The organism is Acinetobacter sp. YH12233 (assembly GCF_013417725.1).
Lineage (GTDB): Bacteria > Pseudomonadota > Gammaproteobacteria > Pseudomonadales > Moraxellaceae > Acinetobacter.
This window is the reverse complement of record NZ_VPDK01000001.1, coordinates 188,788-207,262: the sequence shown is the minus strand read 5'-3', so window position 1 is coordinate 207,262 and position 18,475 is coordinate 188,788. Positions and strand designations below refer to the sequence as shown.

Here is an 18,475-nt window from a genome sequence, read left to right as displayed (position 1 = left end):
ATGTCTCACCAATCAGAACTTATTAGCCAAGACATTTTGGCTTATTTGAAACAGCACGAAAATAAAGACTTATTGCGTTTCCTGACTTGCGGTAACGTGGATGATGGTAAATCAACCCTGATCGGCCGTCTGCTTTATGATTCAAAACTGATTTATGAAGATCAGCTGCAAGCCGTGACTCGTGACTCTAAAAAAGTGGGTACTACTGGCGATGCACCTGACTTGGCGCTTCTTGTAGATGGTCTGCAAGCTGAACGTGAGCAAGGTATTACGATTGACGTGGCTTACCGTTATTTCTCTACTGAAAAACGTAAGTTCATCATTGCCGACACCCCGGGACACGAACAGTACACCCGTAACATGGCGACAGGTGCGTCGACTGCGGACCTTGCCATCATCCTGATTGATGCGCGTTACGGTGTTCAGACTCAAACACGTCGTCACTCATTCATTGCGAGCCTTTTAGGTATTCGTAATATCGTGGTTGCAGTGAACAAGATGGACTTGGTTGAATTCTCTGAAGCACGCTTCAATGAAATTCAGGCTGAGTACAACAAGTTCGTTGACCAGTTGGGCGATCGTAAACCTGAAAATATTATTTTCACACCGATTTCTGCGTTGAACGGTGATAACGTTGTAAACAAATCACCAAGTACGCCGTGGTACCAAGGTCAGACCTTAATGGAGACTTTGGAAACTGTTGAAATTACGCGTAATACCAGCAAAGATGGATTCCGTTTCCCAGTTCAGTATGTCAACCGTCCTAACCTCGACTTCCGTGGTTTCTGCGGTACCATCGCATTGGGTGAAGTGAAAGTTGGCGATGAAATTGTTGCACTGCCATCTGGCAAGAAATCAACAGTTAAAGAAATCGTAACTTTTGATGGTAATCTGGATCATGCTGTAGCGGGTCAAGCTGTTACTTTAACACTGAACGATGAAATTGATATTTCACGCGGTAACGTGTTGGTGAAAGCTGGCGAACAACCGCTGATTTCACGTTCTGCTCGCGCATCTGTAGTATGGATGAACGATCAACCGTTAGTGGTTGGCAAACTTTATAACGTGAAGTTTGGTACTCAGACCATTCCAGCGAAAGTTGCGAAAATTAACTACCGTACCAATGTAAATACATTGGAAAAAATGGAAGTTGAGCAGCTGGATCTCAATGCGATTGCTGACGTAACGATTGAATTTGATGCGCCAGTGGTATTCGACCGTTATCAAGACAGCCGTTATACAGGTTCATTCATTTTCATCGACCGTCTAAACAACGTAACTGTTGGTGCAGGTATGGTTGAAGCCGCAGTGGAATGGTCTGCACACAACGAGCCTGTAACTGCTGAAGATCGTGCTGCACGTTTAGGTCAAAAACCTGCTGCAGTAACTGTAACTGCAAAAGCACTGGAAAATGCTCAAGCACTTGAAAGCCTGTTGATCCAACAAGGTGTGGTTGCAATTGCGAAAGCTGGTCTGACTGCTGAACAGGTTGCTCTGGTTCGTGAAACTGGTGTGGTGGTAATTACTGACCTTGCAGAAGGTACAGATGTAACTTACACACAAGAAGCGGTTGAAGAACTTGCTGAGAAAATTGTGGAATTGGTTCGTCTATAAGACAGGACCGGTTTTTAAAAAACCCGCTGTAAGGCGGGTTTTTCTATTTTAGATGATGTTAATTTGAATTTTGGGGTCATCCAAGTTGGACAGAATAGACTTATAAATATTGTAATTTTCTTGGTCATAGCAGACAAAATACACCTGCTCGATATGTTCAAAGTTGGGTAGGCTTGAAAGTACTGTTCCAATTGCGATTTCTGCTGCCTCCTGTTTCGGATAGTTATATACACCTGTTGAGATATTAGGGAAGGAGATACTTTTTGCCTTTACCTCATTAGCTTTAACTAGACTGTTTAGATAAGCATTACAGAGTTCTTCAGCCTCATTTTTAGAACCGCCTAACCAGCGAGGACCAACGGTATGGATCAAATATTTGGCAGGTAAATTCCCGGCTGTGGTAATTACCGCTTGACCATTCGGAAGTGAGCCACCAATTTCATCATGAATTTTGCGACATTCCTGTTGCATCTCGGCACCAGCTTTTTTGTGGATGATGTAATCTACGCCACCTCCACCCAATAAGGATTTATTGGCTGAGTTAACGATGGCATCTACTTTTAAGTTGGTGATGTCTGTTTTAATTAGGCTGACAATTTTTTTCATTTTCTAAATATATCTCGGTGATAGTTTTAGATGCATCTGCACAAATTTTACTTACTGCTGCTAAATCTAATGTAGAAAGTGAATATTGACCTTTTAAATATTGTTTATTTTCCCATTGATAGTTCTCATTTGATAACAAAAGATCAAAAGCAGGAAATTTTTCTTTTAATTTATTAGTATCCATATTTGAATTAATAAGCAAATAAATATTTAATTTAAAACTAGGAGAAGAGTTGTAGTCTTTGATTTCTAAAGTTGTGGCACTCCAATTATTAGGAGCAAGCCTGCTATTTGCAAACCAAAATTCTTTTTTATGATTGTTATGCTCATCAGACTTTTTGTAGATAAACTTCCCATTTAATTCATTCTGAATAAAATTTCCTATGTATTCATGAAGTGAATCAAAAGTTTTTTCTCTTAAATTAATTAGATCTTCAATAGCTTGAGCATTATTAAGAATAAAATTTAAATTTTCAGTGTTAATATTCATTTGGTAATAGCTTTCTAAAAGTAAAATAAATTCTCTGGCAAACATCATCCATTTATTAAATGGCTGATTAAAAGTGTCTTGTGCTAATCTCGGTTTTAATTCTTGAACTAGCTTTCTATAAGAAATTCCTTGCCAATCAGTTTCATGTGTGAAGCCATCAAGGCAAAGAACACCACAATATACTTTCTTGTTTGTTGGGGTGTTTTGAGCACGTTGTTCAGCATAATTTTTGTATAAGCCAAACGGATTGTCATTTTGGTGATGGTAAATTTTGCATTCAATGACAAAGATACTCGTAGTTGTTTCAATGAAGAGATCTATACGAGCGTAAGTATTCGTTTCTTTTAAGACAGGAACTTCTCGTTTTACGCAAATTACTTCTTCGAAGTGAAGAGCTTGACTTGCTTGAGGAAAACAAGAAATTAAAGCATCAAGAAAGATGTGACTTAAATTATGTGGTTCTTCCGGATTAAGAAAAAATGCAAGTACATCTGTGGTGGGGTTTTCATAATGTCCACGAGCACCAGTTTCAAAAAAATTCTTTTCTCTTAAATCTAGTTTGTAATTCTTTGCTTGAGATAAAAGTTTTTCTAACTCTTTGAGTTTCAATTCTGACATTAAATTGATTAAAACCGCTATTTATGATTAATATCTTTGAATTCTAAATAAAAATATAAAAAATTGCCGCTAATTAATACGAAAGTAGTTTAGTTTTTAATTTTATATCTACCTGTGATAAGATATATCTTAATTCAATTTAAGATATATCTTACTATGTCTAAAACTCCTGATTCTGTCCTATCAGAAGAACGAGAAAACTCTCCCAAGCCCCGAAAACGCCTCTTTGAAGCAGGGCAGATGAAGCTATTGGTACTGCATTTTATTGCTCAAGCACCCAAGTACAGCTATGACATTATCAAAGACGTGGCAGCGCTCGTAGGCGGAAACTATAAACCGAGTACAGGTACGATTTGCCCAACGATTAATTATCTGGAAGAACAGCAATTCATTACCGCAGAAATCACAGCAGATGAGCGTAAACGCTACAGCATTTCCTCTCAAGGCATTGAACATCTTGCTGCTCAAAAAGAGGCTGTTGAGCTAATCCTGAGTCGCTTTGAAACCCGTCGACGTATTCAGACTGATGAGCGCTATAGCGATATCAATCAAGCCATGGAGAACCTCAAAGCTTCTCTACGTTTAAAACTGCAAACAGATATTAATGCTGAACAGATCAAAGAAATCGCAGATCAGATTGAACAGGCTGCAGCTAAGATTAACCATCTATAAAAGCGCGATATGAAGCAAACCGTAAAAGCACGAAATCAATTTAAAAAAGAGAAGTAAGTAAAAAGGTCATCTATGAGTAACAATCTCCCAAAATTTCACCCGAAACATTTGGCTTGGCTGATGCCGCTGATTCTATCTGGCATCATGAGTGGTGCAATTTCCTGCTTTAACATGTTCATTAATAAAGGCTGGAGCGACCAATTTATTTCTCTATGGCTGCATGCCTGGAGCATGTCGTGGCTGATGGCATTTCCATTGATTCTGGTCGTGCTGCCACTAGTACGTAAATTCCTGATGAAGTTTGTAGAAATGCCAGATCGGTCTGCCAAATAGGGATTGGTCGGAGTGGATTAGTCTGAGAAGTTATCCAATACTTGAGACAATATGGCTTTCATTTCAGTCAGGCTTTTGACACCAGCAATACATTGAATGATCTGTCCATTTCTAAAGATCAGGGTGGAAGGCAGGCCATAGACGTTATAGCGTAGGGTTAGGATTGGTGATTGATCGACATTGATTTTGCCAAACTTAATCGCTGGCTTATGTTCGGTAAATTGTGCTGCCAATTCAGCAAAGACTGGAAAATTCTGCACACAGGGTTTGCACCAGTCAGCATAGAAACGGATCACAGCAAAGCCTTCAAACCATTCAAACTCGCGGTAATTATCTTCGTTATAGATAGTAACTGCTGACATGGAAATTACCTCATATTTATTAGATCAAGGCTTGAACCAGCTCATACTGAGTTCTGCGTGGCCAGTATTCTCATCAACTCCCTGACTGATAATCTTAAAATCCCGCTTCTGGTAAAAACTGACTGCTGAGGTATTTGCATTATAGACATTTAAATGTAATTGATCGCATTGCTGTTTTAAGAAATTAACTAAACGGCGGCCATAGCCAGCACCTTGCTGCTCAGGATCAATGAAAAGTGCAGCTAATATATTTTCCGATTTTAATAATGAAACAAAGCCAAGCACCGTATGATTTTCTTTAAGGACATAGTTTTCTGCCAGAGGTAGGTATTGATCCCGCATTGGAAGCAGCTGATTTTTCCAATAATCAGCCGGAATAAAATCATGTGCCTTTAAAGAAGCCTTGAACCAGATCTCAAGAATAGCGTCGATATCCTCTGTTTTCGCTTTTATAATTATTGTCATCAATGGTCTTATATCAATTTACTAAATAGGCAGCTGATTATACATAAGTCCATGCTGCTTCAATCCATAGCATTTCTATGTTCAAATAAGTTCGAAAAATACGAAACATGAATATTAGGGAAAGAATCCATGACGCAATACAGCATGCAACAAGTCATCATTACAGAACCGGGTGGTGTAGAGAAACTCGCTTATGAAACCGTTGCCATCCCTGAGCCTAAAGCAGACGAAGTGCTGGTCAAGGTACATGCTTTCGGGATTAACCGTCCGGATATCTTGCAGCGTCAGGGCTTGTATCCAATGCCTAAGGGAGTGACTCCTGTACCGGGTCTGGAAGTTGCCGGTGAAGTGGTTGCAGTCGGGAATGAAGTAAGCCAGTTTAAAGTAGGTGACAAAGTCTGTGGTCTGACCAATGGCGGTGGTTATGCAGAATATTGCGTCGTGCCTGAAAGCCAGACTTTAAACATTCCTGAAGGTGTGAGTTTTGTACAGGCTGCAGCGATTCCTGAAACTTTTTTCACTGTCTGGGCAAATGTGTTCCAGATGGGTAAGGCTAAGGCAGGAGAGACTGTACTGATTCATGGCGGAACTAGCGGAATCGGAACCACGGCCTTAATGCTGTGCAAATCATTAGGCATCAAAACCTTCGCGACAGCAGGCAGTGATGAAAAAATTCAGGCGATTTCACATCTGACCACAGGAATCAATTACAAGACCCAAGACTTTGAGCAGGTCATCAATGAAGCTACGGATAATGCCGGTGTAGATGTGATTCTGGATATGGTGGGTGCGCCGTACCTAGAGAAAAATCTGAATCTGCTGCGTCGTGATGGTCGTCTGGTGTATATCGCATTCCTGGGCGGCGCTAAAGCTAAGGATGTAAAATTGGGTCAAATCATGATGAAACGTTTGACCATTACCGGTTCCACCATGCGTGCACGCAATACGGCTGAGAAAGCTGAAATTGCCCAAGGCCTGAAAGAGCATGTGGCACCACTCTGGGCAAAAGGTGAATGTTTACCGATGATCTATAAAACCTTCAAATTTGACCAGATTCAGGATGCGCATGCAACGATGGATACGGGTGAACATATCGGTAAGATTGTGGTGGAAATCATCTAATTATTCTTGTGATAGAAATACTAAAAGCCAACTTTTGTTGGCTTTTATTTTGCATAAAAAAAGATAACTAATTTAAATTAATTGCTTGAAATAGGGATATAAATTTTAAAAAACGGTAAAAAGTGTCGATTATTCGACACAACCTGTCAAAACTGAGGAGTAAATTAGCGCTTAAATATAATCTGACTAAATTGTTTGGTATTTGATGAAATGTCACGTATTAAAAGGAAGTATATTATGAAGATAGTGTCCACCCCTTATACGCATGAACATGGCTTTCGTGCATTGAAGCGTTTGCATAAAGCGATTATCCGTAATCAGTTACTTCGTTCCGATCTACACAAGCTGTATCAAGCCATGTTGCATCTGGAACGCTATATGGAACGGCTGAGCCACTCAGCACCGAAACCTCACTACAAACGTCGTAAAAAATCTTAAAAAACACCTTGCTATTAGCCTTAAGTTGAAGTGAATAACTCTAATCTCGTTTTTATTTGGCTGTATAATTTTCCCATAATTTAAAAATTCTAAGCAGATGATTCATTGTGCTGCACAAGCGGCACGAAGAGGGTATTTATGAAGGGCAATGCGTCAACGCATGAGCGCCTCGCAGACCGTTTGGCAAATATTTTAACCAAACTTAATATAGGGCATCAGTTGAGTGTGCAGGAGCTGGCACGAGAATTTCAGGTCAGCACCCGTACCATTGAGCGTGATTTTGTTCGTCTAAATGCGTATTTACCGCTCATACAGGATGAAAATACTAAACGCTATTATCTTGAACCTTCATATTTAGGGCGTTTCAAGTTACAGGATATCCAGAATTTTGCACAGTTATCCGGAATCAGTGACTTGTATCCGGCACTGGATATATCTTTTATTCGTGAATTGCTGGATGAGCGGGCAAATCAGGTATTTTCGGCAAAAGGCTATTATTTTGAAGATGCCAAACAGTTTGCCGAGCATTTCAAGCTGCTTGCAGGGGCGATCTATAAACGGCAGCAGATTGAGCTGCAATATTCCGATCAGGCACGAATCATCCAGCCATACCGATTGATTCATCATCATGGCATCTGGTATCTGGCTGGTGTCACTGAAGCTGAACTCAAAACTTATCGTTTAAGTCAGTTGCAGGAAGTCAAACTGGTTTTTGAAAATGAAAGCTTTGAGCATGATCCTGAAGTTCTGAAAATGCTGGCAGATGAAGACAGCATCTGGTTTGGTCAGCAAAAACAGCAGGTTTTGATGAAGGTGCAACCTGAAGTCACGGTATTTTTTAAAGAGCGCCGTTTATTTCCGGAACAGCAGATCGAACAGGAATCAGAGTCTGGAGAATTGTTAATTAGTTGTCAGATTCGTCATGAAATGCAGTTATTGCCACTGGTACGTTACTGGCTACCGTATGTAAAGATCATTGAGCCGATTCATTTTCAGGAAAAACTGGAACAGGATCTGGAAGGTTATTTACGCTCTGCTGGATAATATTTTGAAAGCAGAGCAGGTTGTTGAATGCTTATAGAATTCTATTGAGAATTAGATTTAGCAAATTACAGGCATAAAAAAACCAGCTTTCGCTGGGTTCTTTATTTGCACCATCTTCAGTAGTAGAAGAATGGTGCCCGAGGCCAGACTCGAACTGGCACGCTTTGTGGGCGGGGGATTTTAAATCCCCTGTGTCTACCGATTTCACCACTCGGGCTTTAACAAGATTGGAGGCGGAGGTCGGAATCGAACCGGCGTCCACGGAGTTGCAGTCCGCTGCATGACCACTCTGCCACCCCGCCGCGTCTTGTTGATGCGTATATTATCAAGCTCTGAAAAAAAAACAATAGGATATTCATTTGTATGCGCATAAAAACAGCATATGGCGGAAAATATTCAGAATTATCATGTAGAATGTGCAAAATTGATTCATATCAACACTTGGGAGAAGTGCCGTGGCATTAGTTTTAGACGGTCGTGCATTGGCGAAGCAAATTGAAGCTGACTTGTTAACTCGCGTAGAAGCGCTGAAAGCAAAGTCAGGTCGTACTCCAATTCTTGCGACTATTTTGGTGGGTGACGATGGCGCATCTGCAACTTATGTACGTATGAAAGGTAATGCTTGCCGCCGTGTTGGTATGGATTCACTAAAAGTTGAGCTTCCAAAAGAAACGACTACTGAAGAATTGCTTGCTGAAATTGAAAAACTGAATGCAAATCCGGATGTTCACGGTATTCTTTTACAACACCCAGTACCTGCGCAAATTGATGAACGTGCTTGTTTTGATGCTATCTCGCTTGAAAAAGACGTCGATGGTGTGACTTGTCTGGGCTATGGTCGTATGGCGATGGGTGAAGCAGCTTACGGTTCTGCTACTCCTGCAGGTATCATGACCATCCTGAAAGAAAACAATATTGAAATCGCAGGTAAACATGCTGTAGTGGTTGGTCGTTCTGCGATTCTAGGTAAACCAATGGCAGCAATGTTGCTTGAAGCGAATGCTACAGTGACCATTTGCCATTCACGTACTCAAAACTTGCCTGAATTTGTAAAACAGGCTGACATCGTTGTAGGTGCTGTGGGTAAAGCTGAACTGATCCAGAAAGACTGGATTAAACCAGGTGCAGTGGTTGTTGATGCTGGCTTCCACCCACGTGATGGCGGTGGTGTGGGTGATATTCAATTAGTCGGTATCGAAGAAATCGCTTCTGCTTATACCCCAGTTCCGGGTGGTGTAGGTCCTATGACAATCACTACGCTGATTCGTCAAACTGTAGAAGCTGCTGAGAAGGCTTTGGGTTAATTGAAATTTTAATTAGTTACGGCGGAGTTGTATCGTTGTGACTATAGATGTAAGAAGCTCATTCGTTACTTTTGTTTCGGCAAAAGTAACCAAAACCATTTGTCATTCGCAGAACTCGTCATATTTCTTTTGCGTGGTTGATGTGTCGCAAAAACAGGACGAATTAGATTTCAGCCTGCCTCGAACAGCTGCGAATGACGTGGTCATGTATCCGATTAATGTATAAATTCCAATAAAGATATTTTCGCATCAAGGCTTTCTTCATGAGCTGTACTTTCCAATTTCCTAAAGCCCCTGAGCATTTACTTCAAGCCTTACACCAAGTTATTCCTAATTGTGAACTGATGGCACAGCAGCTACCAGAAACACCGATTTCACTCTGGCTGATTCCACCAGTCTTTCCGACAGACAAACTAGATGATGAAGTGATTCGTCGTATCTGGAATGATACGCCGTACTGGATCTTCTGCTGGGCATCAGGATTGGCCATGGCACAGTGGTTGCTGGCTGAACCGCATCATGTCAAAGACAAAGTGGTACTAGATTTTGGTGCAGGATCAGGTGTTGTTGCTATTGCAGCGAAAATGGCAGGAGCCAAACGTGTGATCTGTTGTGATATCGATCAGGTCAGTCTGAATGCCTGTCGTGCCAATGCTGAGTTAAATGATGTTGAGCTGGAATATCTGGATGATCTCTATAAAGCAGAACAGGTGGATATACTGCTAGCGGCAGATGTGCTTTATGATCAGTGTAACCGTTTCTTCCTGGATGAATTCCTGAAATTTGCACCAGAAGTCTGGGTCGCAGATAGTCGGGTGAAAAATTTTAGTCATCCGCAATATCTCAAACTGGATGAACGTAGTGCGACTACCTGGCCAGATCTGGATGAATCACCAGAATTCCGTAATGTCAGCTTCTATCGAACTAAATAACATCCAAGAATTGAAAAAGAAAAAAAAGGGCATCAAGCCCTTTTTTATGCTCTGTTTTATGAGCAAGTATAACGAATCACACGTACAGTGGTAGGGCGAGCTTCTAATGCCTCTCGGGCACCCGGATTTTCACTGTTATATAAATCAGGTGTATTACTCAAACTGATTTGGGTGCGGCTATCCCCGAGTTGACGGCCATACTGAACCTGTTCAGGAGTTGGGTTAACTATTTCCTGACTATTAATAATCTGGATATTATAACTTTTAGAGGTTCCAAGAACTTGTCTGCAAGCAGCCTGTAACCTGTTTTCATCCTGACTTGGTCGTCCTGCTAATGTATAGCTTAAGGTTGCGGAATTTTCTGAACGTTCCAGAATTTCATAACCGGTCTGACCGTTAAATTGTTGAGGTGCCGTCTGACATGCTGTCAGGCCTAAAGTGCCGATAGTTAAGCCGAGTAAAAAAACTGTTTTTTTCATCATGATGATTTCCCGTATTTTTATCAGACAAGTATGCCATAGCAACGAAATAGCGGAATGGCAGTAAACATAAAATTCCAATAAAAAAGCTTTCCGAATGTTTCCATCCGGAAAGCTCCTAAAGCAATACAGTTACTTAGTCATCAGTAATCATGCTGTGCTTTTTAGTGTCTTTCATAAAGACATAAGTGAGCAGCGACAGGCCAATCATAAAAGTAATGTAATAGAAGAAGTAGTTTTCATGGCCGGCATTTTTAAAGCTTAAAGCCACCAGTTCTGCTGTACCCCCAAATAGTGTATTGGCAATCGCATAAGGCAAAGCTACGCCTAAGGCACGGATATGGGCAGGGAATAGCTCAGCTTTCACTACGGCATTAATCGCTGTGTAACCAGTCACAATCACCATACCACTCATACACAGCATGAATGCTGTAGTTGGGTTGGTAGTTGAGCCTAAGCCATTAAAGATAGGAATGGTAAATAGTACACCAAGCACACCAAAGGCAATCATGATTGGCTTACGGCCGATCTTGTCAGAAAGTGCACCAATCACAGGTTGCAAGAGCATGAATACAAAGATCGCAAGAGTCGTGATTTCAGTCGCTGTGGTTTTTTCAAATCCTGAGGTGTTCACCAGATATTTCTGCAAATAAGTAGTGAAAGTATTGAAAGCTAAAGTACCACCTGCAGTTAGCATGATCACGGTAAATGCCTGTTTAGGATATTTAGTGAATAAAGCTAAGGCACCGGATTTAGGGCCACCTTTTTTCGCCTGTTCAACAGCCTGTTTTGAAGATTGTGTTTCTACCAGACCGCGACGGATCCAGAACACCACAATCGCTAAGAATGCACCAATCAGGAAGGGAATACGCCAGCCCCATTCAGTGAGTTGTGCTTCAGTCAAAGTGCGTTGTAGGAAGATCAAGACACAGAGTGCCAATAGTTGACCTGAGATCAGGGTCACATACTGGAAGCTTGAGTAGAAACCACGATGATTTTTACCTGCCATTTCAGTCAAGTAAGTGGCACTTGAACCGTATTCACCACCTACACTCAAACCTTGTAATAAACGAGCAAATAACAGCAGCGCAGGGGCGAGCATGCCCACTGAATCATAGGTGGGTGCACAGGCAATAATCAAGGAACCTACACACATTAGAGAAACGGATAGGGTCAAACCTGCTTTACGACCTTTGCGGTCAGCGTAAATTCCCATAATCCATGCGCCAATCGGACGCATCAAGAAACCAAGTGCGAATACAGCAGCAGCCTGAAGAAGTTTGACGGTATTGTCGCCATTAGGGAAGAACTGTGAAGCGAAATATAAGGTAAAGGCTGCATAAACATACCAGTCGTACCATTCGACCAGGTTACCTGCAGAACCACCGAGAATAGATTTAACCCGTGTTTTACGATCAAGCTGCGGTGTAGCAGCTTCAGGAAGTGGCTGATTCACAACATTGCTCCAAAGGAATGCTGTAAAACACATCTTTTTTAAATTTTCATTGCTATAAAATCTAAAAAGTTATGTTTTAGTGAGAGAGAAAGTGAGGAGATTTCATATACTTATACGCCTCCAAGTTTTCTCTTTTTATAGGACTTTAGTCTTAATAAATAATGTAGTTTTCAAATATTTTTATAAAACATAAATTTACCATTTGTTTAGAGTAATTGCTTGATTTTTATATTAGATTAACTGGTTAAATGCTGTTCTTTAAGGGGATTAATGAATGGTAAAGGTAGTTTTTATTTAGATGTAAAATAGATTAAAAAATTGGCTTTAACCTTATCTTAAGATAATAAAAAAGGCCGCTTACGCGACCTTTTTAAAATTAAATCAGCAATTAAGCAGATTTAACCGCTTCAAGAAGTTCAGCTTGGCGTTTTTTCAACGCTTCTGGCAGACGATCACCTAATTTGTTGAACAATTCAGTGTGGCTTTCAAGTTCTTTGATCCATTGATCTTTGTCTTGAGAAGTTACCAGGTCAAATTGTTCTTTAGTGAAATCAGAACCAGTCCAGTTTAGCTGTTCGTAAGTAGGTACACGGCCGATTGGAGTTTCAACAGCATCAGCACGACCTTCACAACGATCGATGATCCACTCAAGAACACGCATGTTTTGACCGAAACCAGGCCATACGAAGTTACCTTCAGCATCACGACGGAACCAGTTCACGTTGTAGATACCAGGAAGCTTGTTACCAGCAGCAGCAGCTTTCTCGCCAACTTTCTCACCCATTTCTAACCAGTGAGTGAAGTAGTCAGCCATGTTGTAGCCAGCAAATGGAAGCATCGCAAATGGGTCGCGACGAACGATACCTTGTTGACCAACAGCAGCAGCAGTTGTTTCAGAACCCATGGTTGCAGCTTTATAAACACCATCAACCCAGTCAAATGCTTCTGAAATTAGAGGCACTGTGTCTGCACGGCGACCACCGAAGATGAACGCTGAAATTGGAACACCCGCTGGATTTTCCCAATCCGCATCGATAGAAGGGCATTGACCAGCAGAAACTGTGAAACGAGCATTCGGATGAGCCGCTTTTTCTTCGCCAGTGTGTGGTTGACCTTTCCAGTTAGTCAGATTCGCAGGAGCTTCTTTAGTCAGACCTTCCCACCAAACTTCACCGTTGTCAGTTACAGCAACGTTTGTATAGATCACGTCTTTATGAAGCGTTGCCATACAGTTCGGGTTAGTTTTGGTATTTGTACCAGGAGCTACACCGAAGAAACCAGCTTCAGGGTTGATTGCATATAAGCGACCATCTTCACCTGGTTTGATCCAGGCAATATCGTCACCTACAGTTTCAATTTTCCAACCTTCATAACCTGCTGGTGGAATCAGCATCGCGAAGTTTGTTTTACCACAAGCAGATGGGAATGCAGCTGCGATGTAGTGTTTTTCGCCTTTAGGGCTAGTCACGCCAAGGATTAGCATATGTTCAGCTAACCAGCCTTGTTGACGACCCATATAAGATGCAATACGTAAAGCCAGGCATTTTTTACCTAACAATGCGTTACCGCCGTAACCAGAACCAAATGACCAGATTTCACGAGTTTCTGGGTAGTGCACGATGTATTTTTCTTTGTTGCAAGGCCAAGCAACATCTTTTTGACCTTCTTCAAGTGGTGCACCCACAGTGTGTACGCAAGGGACAAATTCGCCATCTGTACCTAGAACGTCATAAACAGCTTTACCCATACGAGCCATTTTAGACATGCTGACTGCCACATAAGGAGAGTCAGTTAATTCGATACCGATGTGCGCAATGTGTGAACCCAAAGGACCCATAGAGAATGGAACCACATACAGGGTACGACCTTTCATTGAACCGTCAAACAGACCATTCAATTTTTCGCACATAACTGCTGGATCTTCCCAGTTATTGGTCGCGCCAGCGTCTTCTTTATTTGCAGAACAGATAAAAGTACGGTCTTCAACACGAGCAACGTCAGAAGGATCAGAATTTGCAAGATAAGAACCAGGATGTTTCTCTTGGTTAAGCGCTTGCATTGTGCCGTTAGCGATCATCAAGTCGATATAACGTTGATATTCTTCTGCGCTACCGTCACACCATTCAATTTTTGCTGGTTTTGTTAATTTAGCAATTTCTTCCACCCATGCAATAAGCTTAGGGTGACGAACGAATTCTGGTGCGTTCACTTGGGTCATGGTGAGGCCTATCTCAAATGTGTACAAAATTTTGTACAAAGTACAATCTGGTCAATAAAATACTGGCCAGATGAAATATGAAAAAAAGTGGCTGTATTAAAGCATAAAATCATCAAAAAAATAAGACTAAAGAAGTGCTGGATTTTATTTGGAATATTATGCTATTTTCTGTTTAAATTTATATAAAACAATAAGATATAAATAAATTCAAAATCTTAAATATGTATTTATTAGCTTTATGTGTGGTATTTATTTTAATTATTTTTATTTAAATCAAACCTTTAAATAAAATTGTTCAGTTATATTTGTTATTGATTAAATAAATGGTCGCCATTCGAATTTTACATAAAGCAACTATTAATTGTTTATGAATTGGACAAAATGCCAATAGGTGTGCATCAATCTGTGTAAAAAATGTCTAATCAATCTAAACCCTTATCCATTATTTATAATCATAATTCTGGTTTCCGTCTATTCGACCAACAAGAAAAATATGAGCAATTACTAGATATTTTTGCAGCGCATGATTTTGAGACTAAAGCCTTTGAAATCAACGTTCCAGAACAGTTTAAAAAAGTCATTGCTGAAGTGCTGCAACGGCATCAACAATCGCCAGATCATGGTGTGATCGTGGCGGCTGGAGGAGATGGAACGCTCAATTCAGTCGCCAAACACCTGCTTGAAACTGATATTCCAGTCGGAATATTGCCTTTAGGGACTTTTAACTATGCGGCAAGATTGCTGGATATTCCTTTAGATTTGGTTGAAGCCGCACAAGTCATTGCAACGGGTCAAACCAAATGTATCCATGTAGCGCGTATTAATCAGGAAATCTACCTGAACAATGCTAGTCTGGGCTTATATCCTTTATTTATTAAAAAACGTGAAGACTATAACCGTATTTTTGGTCGACTACCTTTACATGCCTATACCTCAGCACTCGATGTGTTGATTCGTGACCGTAAAGAATTAAAACTAGAAATCTGGGTAGACCAAAAGAAATATCCGGTCAAAACTCCACTGATTTTCTTTGGTAATAATCCACTTCAACTGGCAGACATGAAAATGCGGATTGCCCAAGCTGCTGAGCAAGGGAAGGTGGCTGGGGTTGTGGTCTCCAAAAGTGACAAGCTGACGTTATTCAAGCTGGTATATCAGTTAATTCGGGGCAAGATTGATCAAGCCTCTGATGTCTATAGTTTTGCTGCAGATCAGGTGCGAATTGAGTCTAAACGCAAAAAATTAATGGTAGCTATAGATGGAGAAACGGTAGAAATGACACCACCTTTAAATATTTCAGTTTTAAAAAATAGTTTAAGTGTAATGGTGCCTCATGATTCTGCATCTCTCTGATCTGCATTTTGGTACAGAAAGGCCTGAATGTTTGGAAGCCATCCAACAATTTTGTCGGGATCATGCATTGGAAGCGGTGGTAGTCAGCGGCGATCTCACCCAGCGAGCACGTTTGGGGCAGTTCTTTGCTTGTAAACGGTTTCTGGATCAGTTGAATACGCCTTATCTTGTGATCCCGGGGAATCATGATATTCCGCTTTATCATTTATGGAATCGATTATTTACTCCATTTACCCGTTATCAATTATTTTTCGGTGAACTCGAGCCTGTTTTAGAAACCGAACATTTTTATCTGATTGGGGTAAATTCGATTAGACGTCGATATCATACTAAAGGGCATTTATCACTCGAACAGATTCAAAGGATTGACCTGAAACTACAGCAGGCACCTGATTCCAAAATCAAGATTATTGTCAGTCATCAACCTTTTTATGTGCCATTTCAGAATAGGCAGGGTTTTAAGGATATTCCCCTGATGGCCAAAATTGCATTGGAGTCCTGGTCGCAGCATGGGCTGTTTGCTGTATTGCATGGGCATTTGCATCGTACCGCAGTCTATGATTTGAACCGTATATTCGAATTGGGAGGAAATCATCCGGTTTATGATGTACATGCAGGGACTTCTGCGTCACATCGGCTCCATAAGAATCAGCCGAATAGCTTTAATGCAATTGATGAAACAGGAAAAATTACGCAATATTGTTTTGATGAACAGTTAAAAACCTTTGTTCCACAGCCTGATCCCATAAATAAATAGACAAAAAATACGCAATCCATCAAAAAATTAAAAAAAAACCAATTTTTTTTCATTTTTGCCCTTGAAGCGTTTTATTCCATCTCCATAAAAAGGACATCAAAAAATTTTGATGATGACCAATGGAATAAATAAGTCGTCATCGGTGATCTAAAAAAGACTTAGTCTGATGGAGTTATTTATGAGCAACATTCGTCCATTACATGACCGCGTTGTTATTCGTCGTGTTGAAGAAGAAACAAAAACAGCTGGGGGCATCTTACTTCCAGGTTCTGCTGCTGAAAAACCTGCACAAGGTGAAATCATTGCAGTTGGTAATGGTCAAATCACTGACAATGGCGTACGCGCGTTAGACGTAAAAGTTGGCGACAAAGTATTGTTCGGTACTTATGCAGGTACAACTGTAAAAGTAAACGGCGAAGAACTTTTAATCATGAAAGAGTCTGACATTCTGGCAGTATTAGAAGCTTAATCTGCGCCAGATCGTTTTACTCATTCCAATTCAGATTTTGTAAAGATATAACAATATTCGGAGTCAAATATGTCAGCTAAAGACGTAAAATTTGGTGATTCAGCTCGTTCAAAAATGATCGCTGGTGTGAACATCCTTGCAGATGCGGTGAAAGTGACTTTAGGTCCTAAAGGCCGTAACGTTGTAATCGACCGTTCTTTCGGTGCACCGCACATCACTAAAGATGGTGTATCTGTTGCGAAAGAAATCACCCTAAAAGACAAATTCGAAAACATGGGTGCGCAACTGGTTCGTGAAGTTTCTTCAAAAACCAATGATATCGCAGGTGACGGTACAACAACTGCAACTGTATTGGCTCAAGCAATACTGAACGAAGGTATTAAGTCAGTAACTGCGGGTATGAACCCAATGGATCTGAAACGTGGTATCGACCTTGCAGTGAAAACTGTTGTTGAAAATATTAAACAAACTGCAAAACCAGCTTCTGATTCTAAAGCGATTGAGCAAGTCGGTTCGATCTCTGCAAACTCTGACACCACTGTTGGTTCTCTGATTGCACAAGCAATGGAAAAAGTGGGCAAAGAAGGCGTAATCACTGTTGAAGAAGGTTCAGGCTTTGAAGATTCGCTTGATGTTGTAGAAGGTATGCAGTTTGACCGCGGTTATATTTCTCCATACTTTGCAAATAAACAAGACACTTTAACTGCTGAACTTGAAAACCCATACATCCTGTTGGTTGACAAGAAAATCAGTAACATCCGTGAATTGATCACTGTTCTAGAAGCTGTTGCGAAAACTGGTAAGCCTCTTCTTATCATCGCTGAAGATGTTGAAGGCGAAGCATTGGCTACACTTGTAGTGAACAACATGCGCGGCATTATCAAAGTATGTGCGGTTAAAGCACCTGGCTTCGGTGACCGTCGTAAAGCAATGCTTCAAGATATCGCGATCCTGACTGGCGGTACTGTGATTTCTGAAGAAATCGGTATGCAGTTAGATCAAACTTCACTTGAACACTTAGGTACTGCACACAAAGTGACTGTATCTAAAGAAAATACAGTGATTGTTGATGGTGCTGGTGATGCAAATCAGATTTCTGAGCGTGTTCAGCAAATCCGTGCACAAATCGAAGAATCTACTTCTGAATACGACAAAGAAAAACTTCAAGAACGCGTTGCTAAATTGGCAGGCGGTGTAGCAGTTATCAAAATCGGTGCTGCAACTGAAGTTGAAATGAAAGAAAAGAAAGACCGTGTAGACGACGCACTTCATGCAACTCGTGCTGCAGTTGAAGAAGGTGTTGTTGCGGGTGGTGGTGTTGCACTGGTACGTGCTGCATCTGCACTTGATGGTCTGACTGGTGCTAACGATGACCAAAACGTAGGTATCAACATTCTTCGTCGTGCAATCGAAGCTCCTCTTCGTCAAATCGTAGCCAATGCTGGTGATGAGCCATCTGTAGTGATCAATGCTGTGAAGAACGGTGAAGGTAACTATGGCTATAACGCTGCGACAGGCGAATACGGTGACATGCTGGAAATGGGTATTCTTGACCCTGCTAAAGTAACTCGTTCTGCACTTGAGCATGCAGCTTCTGTTGCTGGCTTGATGTTAACAACAGAATGTATGATTACTGAAATTCCAGAAGAAAAACCAGCTATGCCTGATATGGGCGGCATGGGTGGTATGGGCGGTATGATGTAATTCATCGTTCGATCATATGATGTAAAAAATCCCCGCATT

The 18,475-nt window shown here is 41.0% G+C and carries 19 protein-coding genes and 2 tRNA genes; 12 read left to right on the top strand and 9 right to left on the bottom strand.

Annotated elements, in window-relative coordinates; genetic code table 11:
- Positions 1-1,614 carry a sulfate adenylyltransferase subunit CysN gene (gene cysN, locus FTV12_RS01150; RefSeq protein ID WP_180033422.1) on the top strand — a complete coding sequence of 538 codons (1,614 nt, stop codon included), beginning with the start codon at positions 1-3 and terminating at the stop codon, positions 1,612-1,614.
- Positions 1,615-1,662: 48 nt separating this feature from the next.
- On the opposite strand, the gene FTV12_RS01145 is transcribed toward cysN, so the two are convergent.
- Both FTV12_RS01145 and FTV12_RS01140 read right to left on the bottom strand, forming a co-directional pair.
- The gene (locus tag FTV12_RS01145) at positions 1,663-2,220 is read right to left on the bottom strand and encodes an O-acetyl-ADP-ribose deacetylase (RefSeq protein ID WP_180033421.1); all 558 of its coding nucleotides are present in this window, start codon (positions 2,218-2,220) and stop codon (positions 1,663-1,665) included.
- Positions 2,195-3,328, bottom strand: coding sequence for a PD-(D/E)XK nuclease family protein (locus FTV12_RS01140; RefSeq protein ID WP_180033420.1), 1,134 nt, complete (start codon positions 3,326-3,328; stop codon positions 2,195-2,197). Before FTV12_RS01140 ends, FTV12_RS01145 begins: the two co-directional genes overlap by 26 nt.
- 156 nt (positions 3,329-3,484) lie before the next feature.
- Between FTV12_RS01140 and FTV12_RS01135 the strand changes: the two genes are divergently transcribed.
- Positions 3,485-4,000: a PadR family transcriptional regulator gene (locus FTV12_RS01135; protein WP_180033419.1), complete on the top strand. Its 516-nt coding sequence runs from the start codon at positions 3,485-3,487 to the stop codon at positions 3,998-4,000.
- Positions 4,001-4,072: 72 nt separating this feature from the next.
- Entirely contained in the window at positions 4,073-4,333 is a 261-nt protein-coding gene (locus tag FTV12_RS01130; RefSeq protein ID WP_180033418.1) for a DUF2798 domain-containing protein, read from the top strand.
- A 17-nt stretch (positions 4,334-4,350) separates the two neighbouring features.
- Here FTV12_RS01130 and FTV12_RS01125 read toward each other — a convergent pair whose 3' ends face one another.
- Together FTV12_RS01125 and FTV12_RS01120 are read right to left on the bottom strand one after the other, a co-directional pair.
- Complete coding sequence (locus FTV12_RS01125; RefSeq protein ID WP_180033417.1) at positions 4,351-4,695, bottom strand: co-chaperone YbbN; 345 nt, start codon at positions 4,693-4,695, stop codon at positions 4,351-4,353.
- Positions 4,696-4,719: 24 nt separating this feature from the next.
- On the bottom strand, positions 4,720-5,160 hold the full coding sequence (locus tag FTV12_RS01120) for an N-acetyltransferase (RefSeq protein WP_180033416.1): 441 nt from the start codon (positions 5,158-5,160) through the stop codon (positions 4,720-4,722).
- A 129-nt stretch (positions 5,161-5,289) separates the two neighbouring features.
- Here FTV12_RS01120 and FTV12_RS01115 point away from each other — a divergent pair, with 129 nt between their 5' ends.
- From FTV12_RS01115 to FTV12_RS01105, 3 genes are all read left to right on the top strand, one after another.
- The gene (locus FTV12_RS01115) at positions 5,290-6,282 is read left to right on the top strand and encodes an NAD(P)H-quinone oxidoreductase (RefSeq protein ID WP_180033415.1); all 993 of its coding nucleotides are present in this window, start codon (positions 5,290-5,292) and stop codon (positions 6,280-6,282) included.
- A 237-nt stretch (positions 6,283-6,519) separates the two neighbouring features.
- Entirely contained in the window at positions 6,520-6,720 is a 201-nt protein-coding gene (locus tag FTV12_RS01110; protein WP_004782944.1) for a hypothetical protein, read from the top strand.
- 138 nt (positions 6,721-6,858) lie between these two features.
- Entirely contained in the window at positions 6,859-7,764 is a 906-nt protein-coding gene (locus tag FTV12_RS01105) for a YafY family protein (protein ID WP_180033414.1), read from the top strand.
- A 131-nt stretch (positions 7,765-7,895) separates the two neighbouring features.
- On the opposite strand, the gene FTV12_RS01100 is transcribed toward FTV12_RS01105, so the two are convergent.
- Together FTV12_RS01100 and FTV12_RS01095 are read right to left on the bottom strand one after the other, a co-directional pair.
- Positions 7,896-7,981, bottom strand: a tRNA-Leu gene (locus FTV12_RS01100).
- Between the two features lie 11 nt (positions 7,982-7,992).
- Positions 7,993-8,066 (bottom strand) — tRNA-Cys (locus tag FTV12_RS01095).
- 153 nt (positions 8,067-8,219) lie between these two features.
- On the opposite strand from FTV12_RS01095, the gene folD reads away from it, so the two are divergent.
- Positions 8,220-9,068: a bifunctional methylenetetrahydrofolate dehydrogenase/methenyltetrahydrofolate cyclohydrolase FolD gene (gene folD / locus FTV12_RS01090; RefSeq protein ID WP_180033413.1), complete on the top strand. Its 849-nt coding sequence runs from the start codon at positions 8,220-8,222 to the stop codon at positions 9,066-9,068.
- 263 nt (positions 9,069-9,331) lie between these two features.
- Complete coding sequence (locus FTV12_RS01085; protein WP_034704932.1) at positions 9,332-10,000, top strand: methyltransferase; 669 nt, start codon at positions 9,332-9,334, stop codon at positions 9,998-10,000.
- 56 nt (positions 10,001-10,056) lie between these two features.
- On the opposite strand, the gene FTV12_RS01080 is transcribed toward FTV12_RS01085, so the two are convergent.
- From FTV12_RS01080 to FTV12_RS01070, 3 genes are all read right to left on the bottom strand, one after another.
- Complete coding sequence (locus FTV12_RS01080) at positions 10,057-10,479, bottom strand: hypothetical protein (RefSeq protein WP_034590028.1); 423 nt, start codon at positions 10,477-10,479, stop codon at positions 10,057-10,059.
- Between the two features lie 136 nt (positions 10,480-10,615).
- The gene (locus FTV12_RS01075; protein ID WP_218949106.1) at positions 10,616-11,968 is read right to left on the bottom strand and encodes an MFS transporter; all 1,353 of its coding nucleotides are present in this window, start codon (positions 11,966-11,968) and stop codon (positions 10,616-10,618) included.
- A 355-nt stretch (positions 11,969-12,323) separates the two neighbouring features.
- Positions 12,324-14,153 (bottom strand): phosphoenolpyruvate carboxykinase (GTP), encoded by a 1,830-nt coding sequence (locus FTV12_RS01070; protein WP_180033412.1) that lies wholly within the window; start codon positions 14,151-14,153, stop codon positions 12,324-12,326.
- A gap of 414 nt (positions 14,154-14,567) precedes the next feature.
- Here FTV12_RS01070 and FTV12_RS01065 point away from each other — a divergent pair, with 414 nt between their 5' ends.
- The 4 genes from FTV12_RS01065 (at position 14,568) to groL (ending at position 18,436) form a co-directional block, all read left to right on the top strand.
- Entirely contained in the window at positions 14,568-15,506 is a 939-nt protein-coding gene (locus tag FTV12_RS01065) for a diacylglycerol kinase family protein (protein ID WP_180033411.1), read from the top strand.
- Positions 15,487-16,263, top strand: a complete 777-nt coding sequence (locus FTV12_RS01060; RefSeq protein WP_180033410.1) for a metallophosphoesterase — start codon at positions 15,487-15,489, stop codon at positions 16,261-16,263. The genes FTV12_RS01065 and FTV12_RS01060 overlap by 20 nt, the downstream gene beginning before the upstream one ends.
- A gap of 178 nt (positions 16,264-16,441) precedes the next feature.
- Positions 16,442-16,732 (top strand): co-chaperone GroES, encoded by a 291-nt coding sequence (gene groES / locus FTV12_RS01055; RefSeq protein WP_004646315.1) that lies wholly within the window; start codon positions 16,442-16,444, stop codon positions 16,730-16,732.
- Positions 16,733-16,801: 69 nt separating this feature from the next.
- Positions 16,802-18,436, top strand: a complete 1,635-nt coding sequence (gene groL / locus FTV12_RS01050) for a chaperonin GroEL (RefSeq protein WP_005234685.1) — start codon at positions 16,802-16,804, stop codon at positions 18,434-18,436.
- Positions 18,437-18,475 lie beyond the last annotated feature (39 nt).

Bases quoted from the DNA above. Each gene is read 5' to 3' on its own strand.
- FTV12_RS01130 (WP_180033418.1), top strand. From the start codon at position 4,073: ATGAGTAACAATCTCCCAAAATTTCACCCGAAACATTTGGCTTGGCTG.
- FTV12_RS01075 (WP_218949106.1), bottom strand. From the start codon at position 11,968: ATGTGTTTTACAGCATTCCTTTGGAGCAATGTTGTGAATCAGCCACTT.
- FTV12_RS01145 (WP_180033421.1), bottom strand. From the start codon at position 2,220: ATGAAAAAAATTGTCAGCCTAATTAAAACAGACATCACCAACTTAAAA.
- groL (WP_005234685.1), top strand. From the start codon at position 16,802: ATGTCAGCTAAAGACGTAAAATTTGGTGATTCAGCTCGTTCAAAAATG.
- FTV12_RS01070 (WP_180033412.1), bottom strand. From the start codon at position 14,153: ATGACCCAAGTGAACGCACCAGAATTCGTTCGTCACCCTAAGCTTATT.
- FTV12_RS01110 (WP_004782944.1), top strand. From the start codon at position 6,520: ATGAAGATAGTGTCCACCCCTTATACGCATGAACATGGCTTTCGTGCA.
- groES (WP_004646315.1), top strand. From the start codon at position 16,442: ATGAGCAACATTCGTCCATTACATGACCGCGTTGTTATTCGTCGTGTT.
- FTV12_RS01085 (WP_034704932.1), top strand. From the start codon at position 9,332: ATGAGCTGTACTTTCCAATTTCCTAAAGCCCCTGAGCATTTACTTCAA.
- FTV12_RS01120 (WP_180033416.1), bottom strand. From the start codon at position 5,160: ATGACAATAATTATAAAAGCGAAAACAGAGGATATCGACGCTATTCTT.
- FTV12_RS01135 (WP_180033419.1), top strand. From the start codon at position 3,485: ATGTCTAAAACTCCTGATTCTGTCCTATCAGAAGAACGAGAAAACTCT.
- FTV12_RS01080 (WP_034590028.1), bottom strand. From the start codon at position 10,479: ATGAAAAAAACAGTTTTTTTACTCGGCTTAACTATCGGCACTTTAGGC.
- cysN (WP_180033422.1), top strand. From the start codon at position 1: ATGTCTCACCAATCAGAACTTATTAGCCAAGACATTTTGGCTTATTTG.
- FTV12_RS01140 (WP_180033420.1), bottom strand. From the start codon at position 3,328: ATGTCAGAATTGAAACTCAAAGAGTTAGAAAAACTTTTATCTCAAGCA.
- FTV12_RS01125 (WP_180033417.1), bottom strand. From the start codon at position 4,695: ATGTCAGCAGTTACTATCTATAACGAAGATAATTACCGCGAGTTTGAA.
- FTV12_RS01065 (WP_180033411.1), top strand. From the start codon at position 14,568: ATGTCTAATCAATCTAAACCCTTATCCATTATTTATAATCATAATTCT.
- FTV12_RS01105 (WP_180033414.1), top strand. From the start codon at position 6,859: ATGAAGGGCAATGCGTCAACGCATGAGCGCCTCGCAGACCGTTTGGCA.
- FTV12_RS01115 (WP_180033415.1), top strand. From the start codon at position 5,290: ATGACGCAATACAGCATGCAACAAGTCATCATTACAGAACCGGGTGGT.
- FTV12_RS01060 (WP_180033410.1), top strand. From the start codon at position 15,487: ATGATTCTGCATCTCTCTGATCTGCATTTTGGTACAGAAAGGCCTGAA.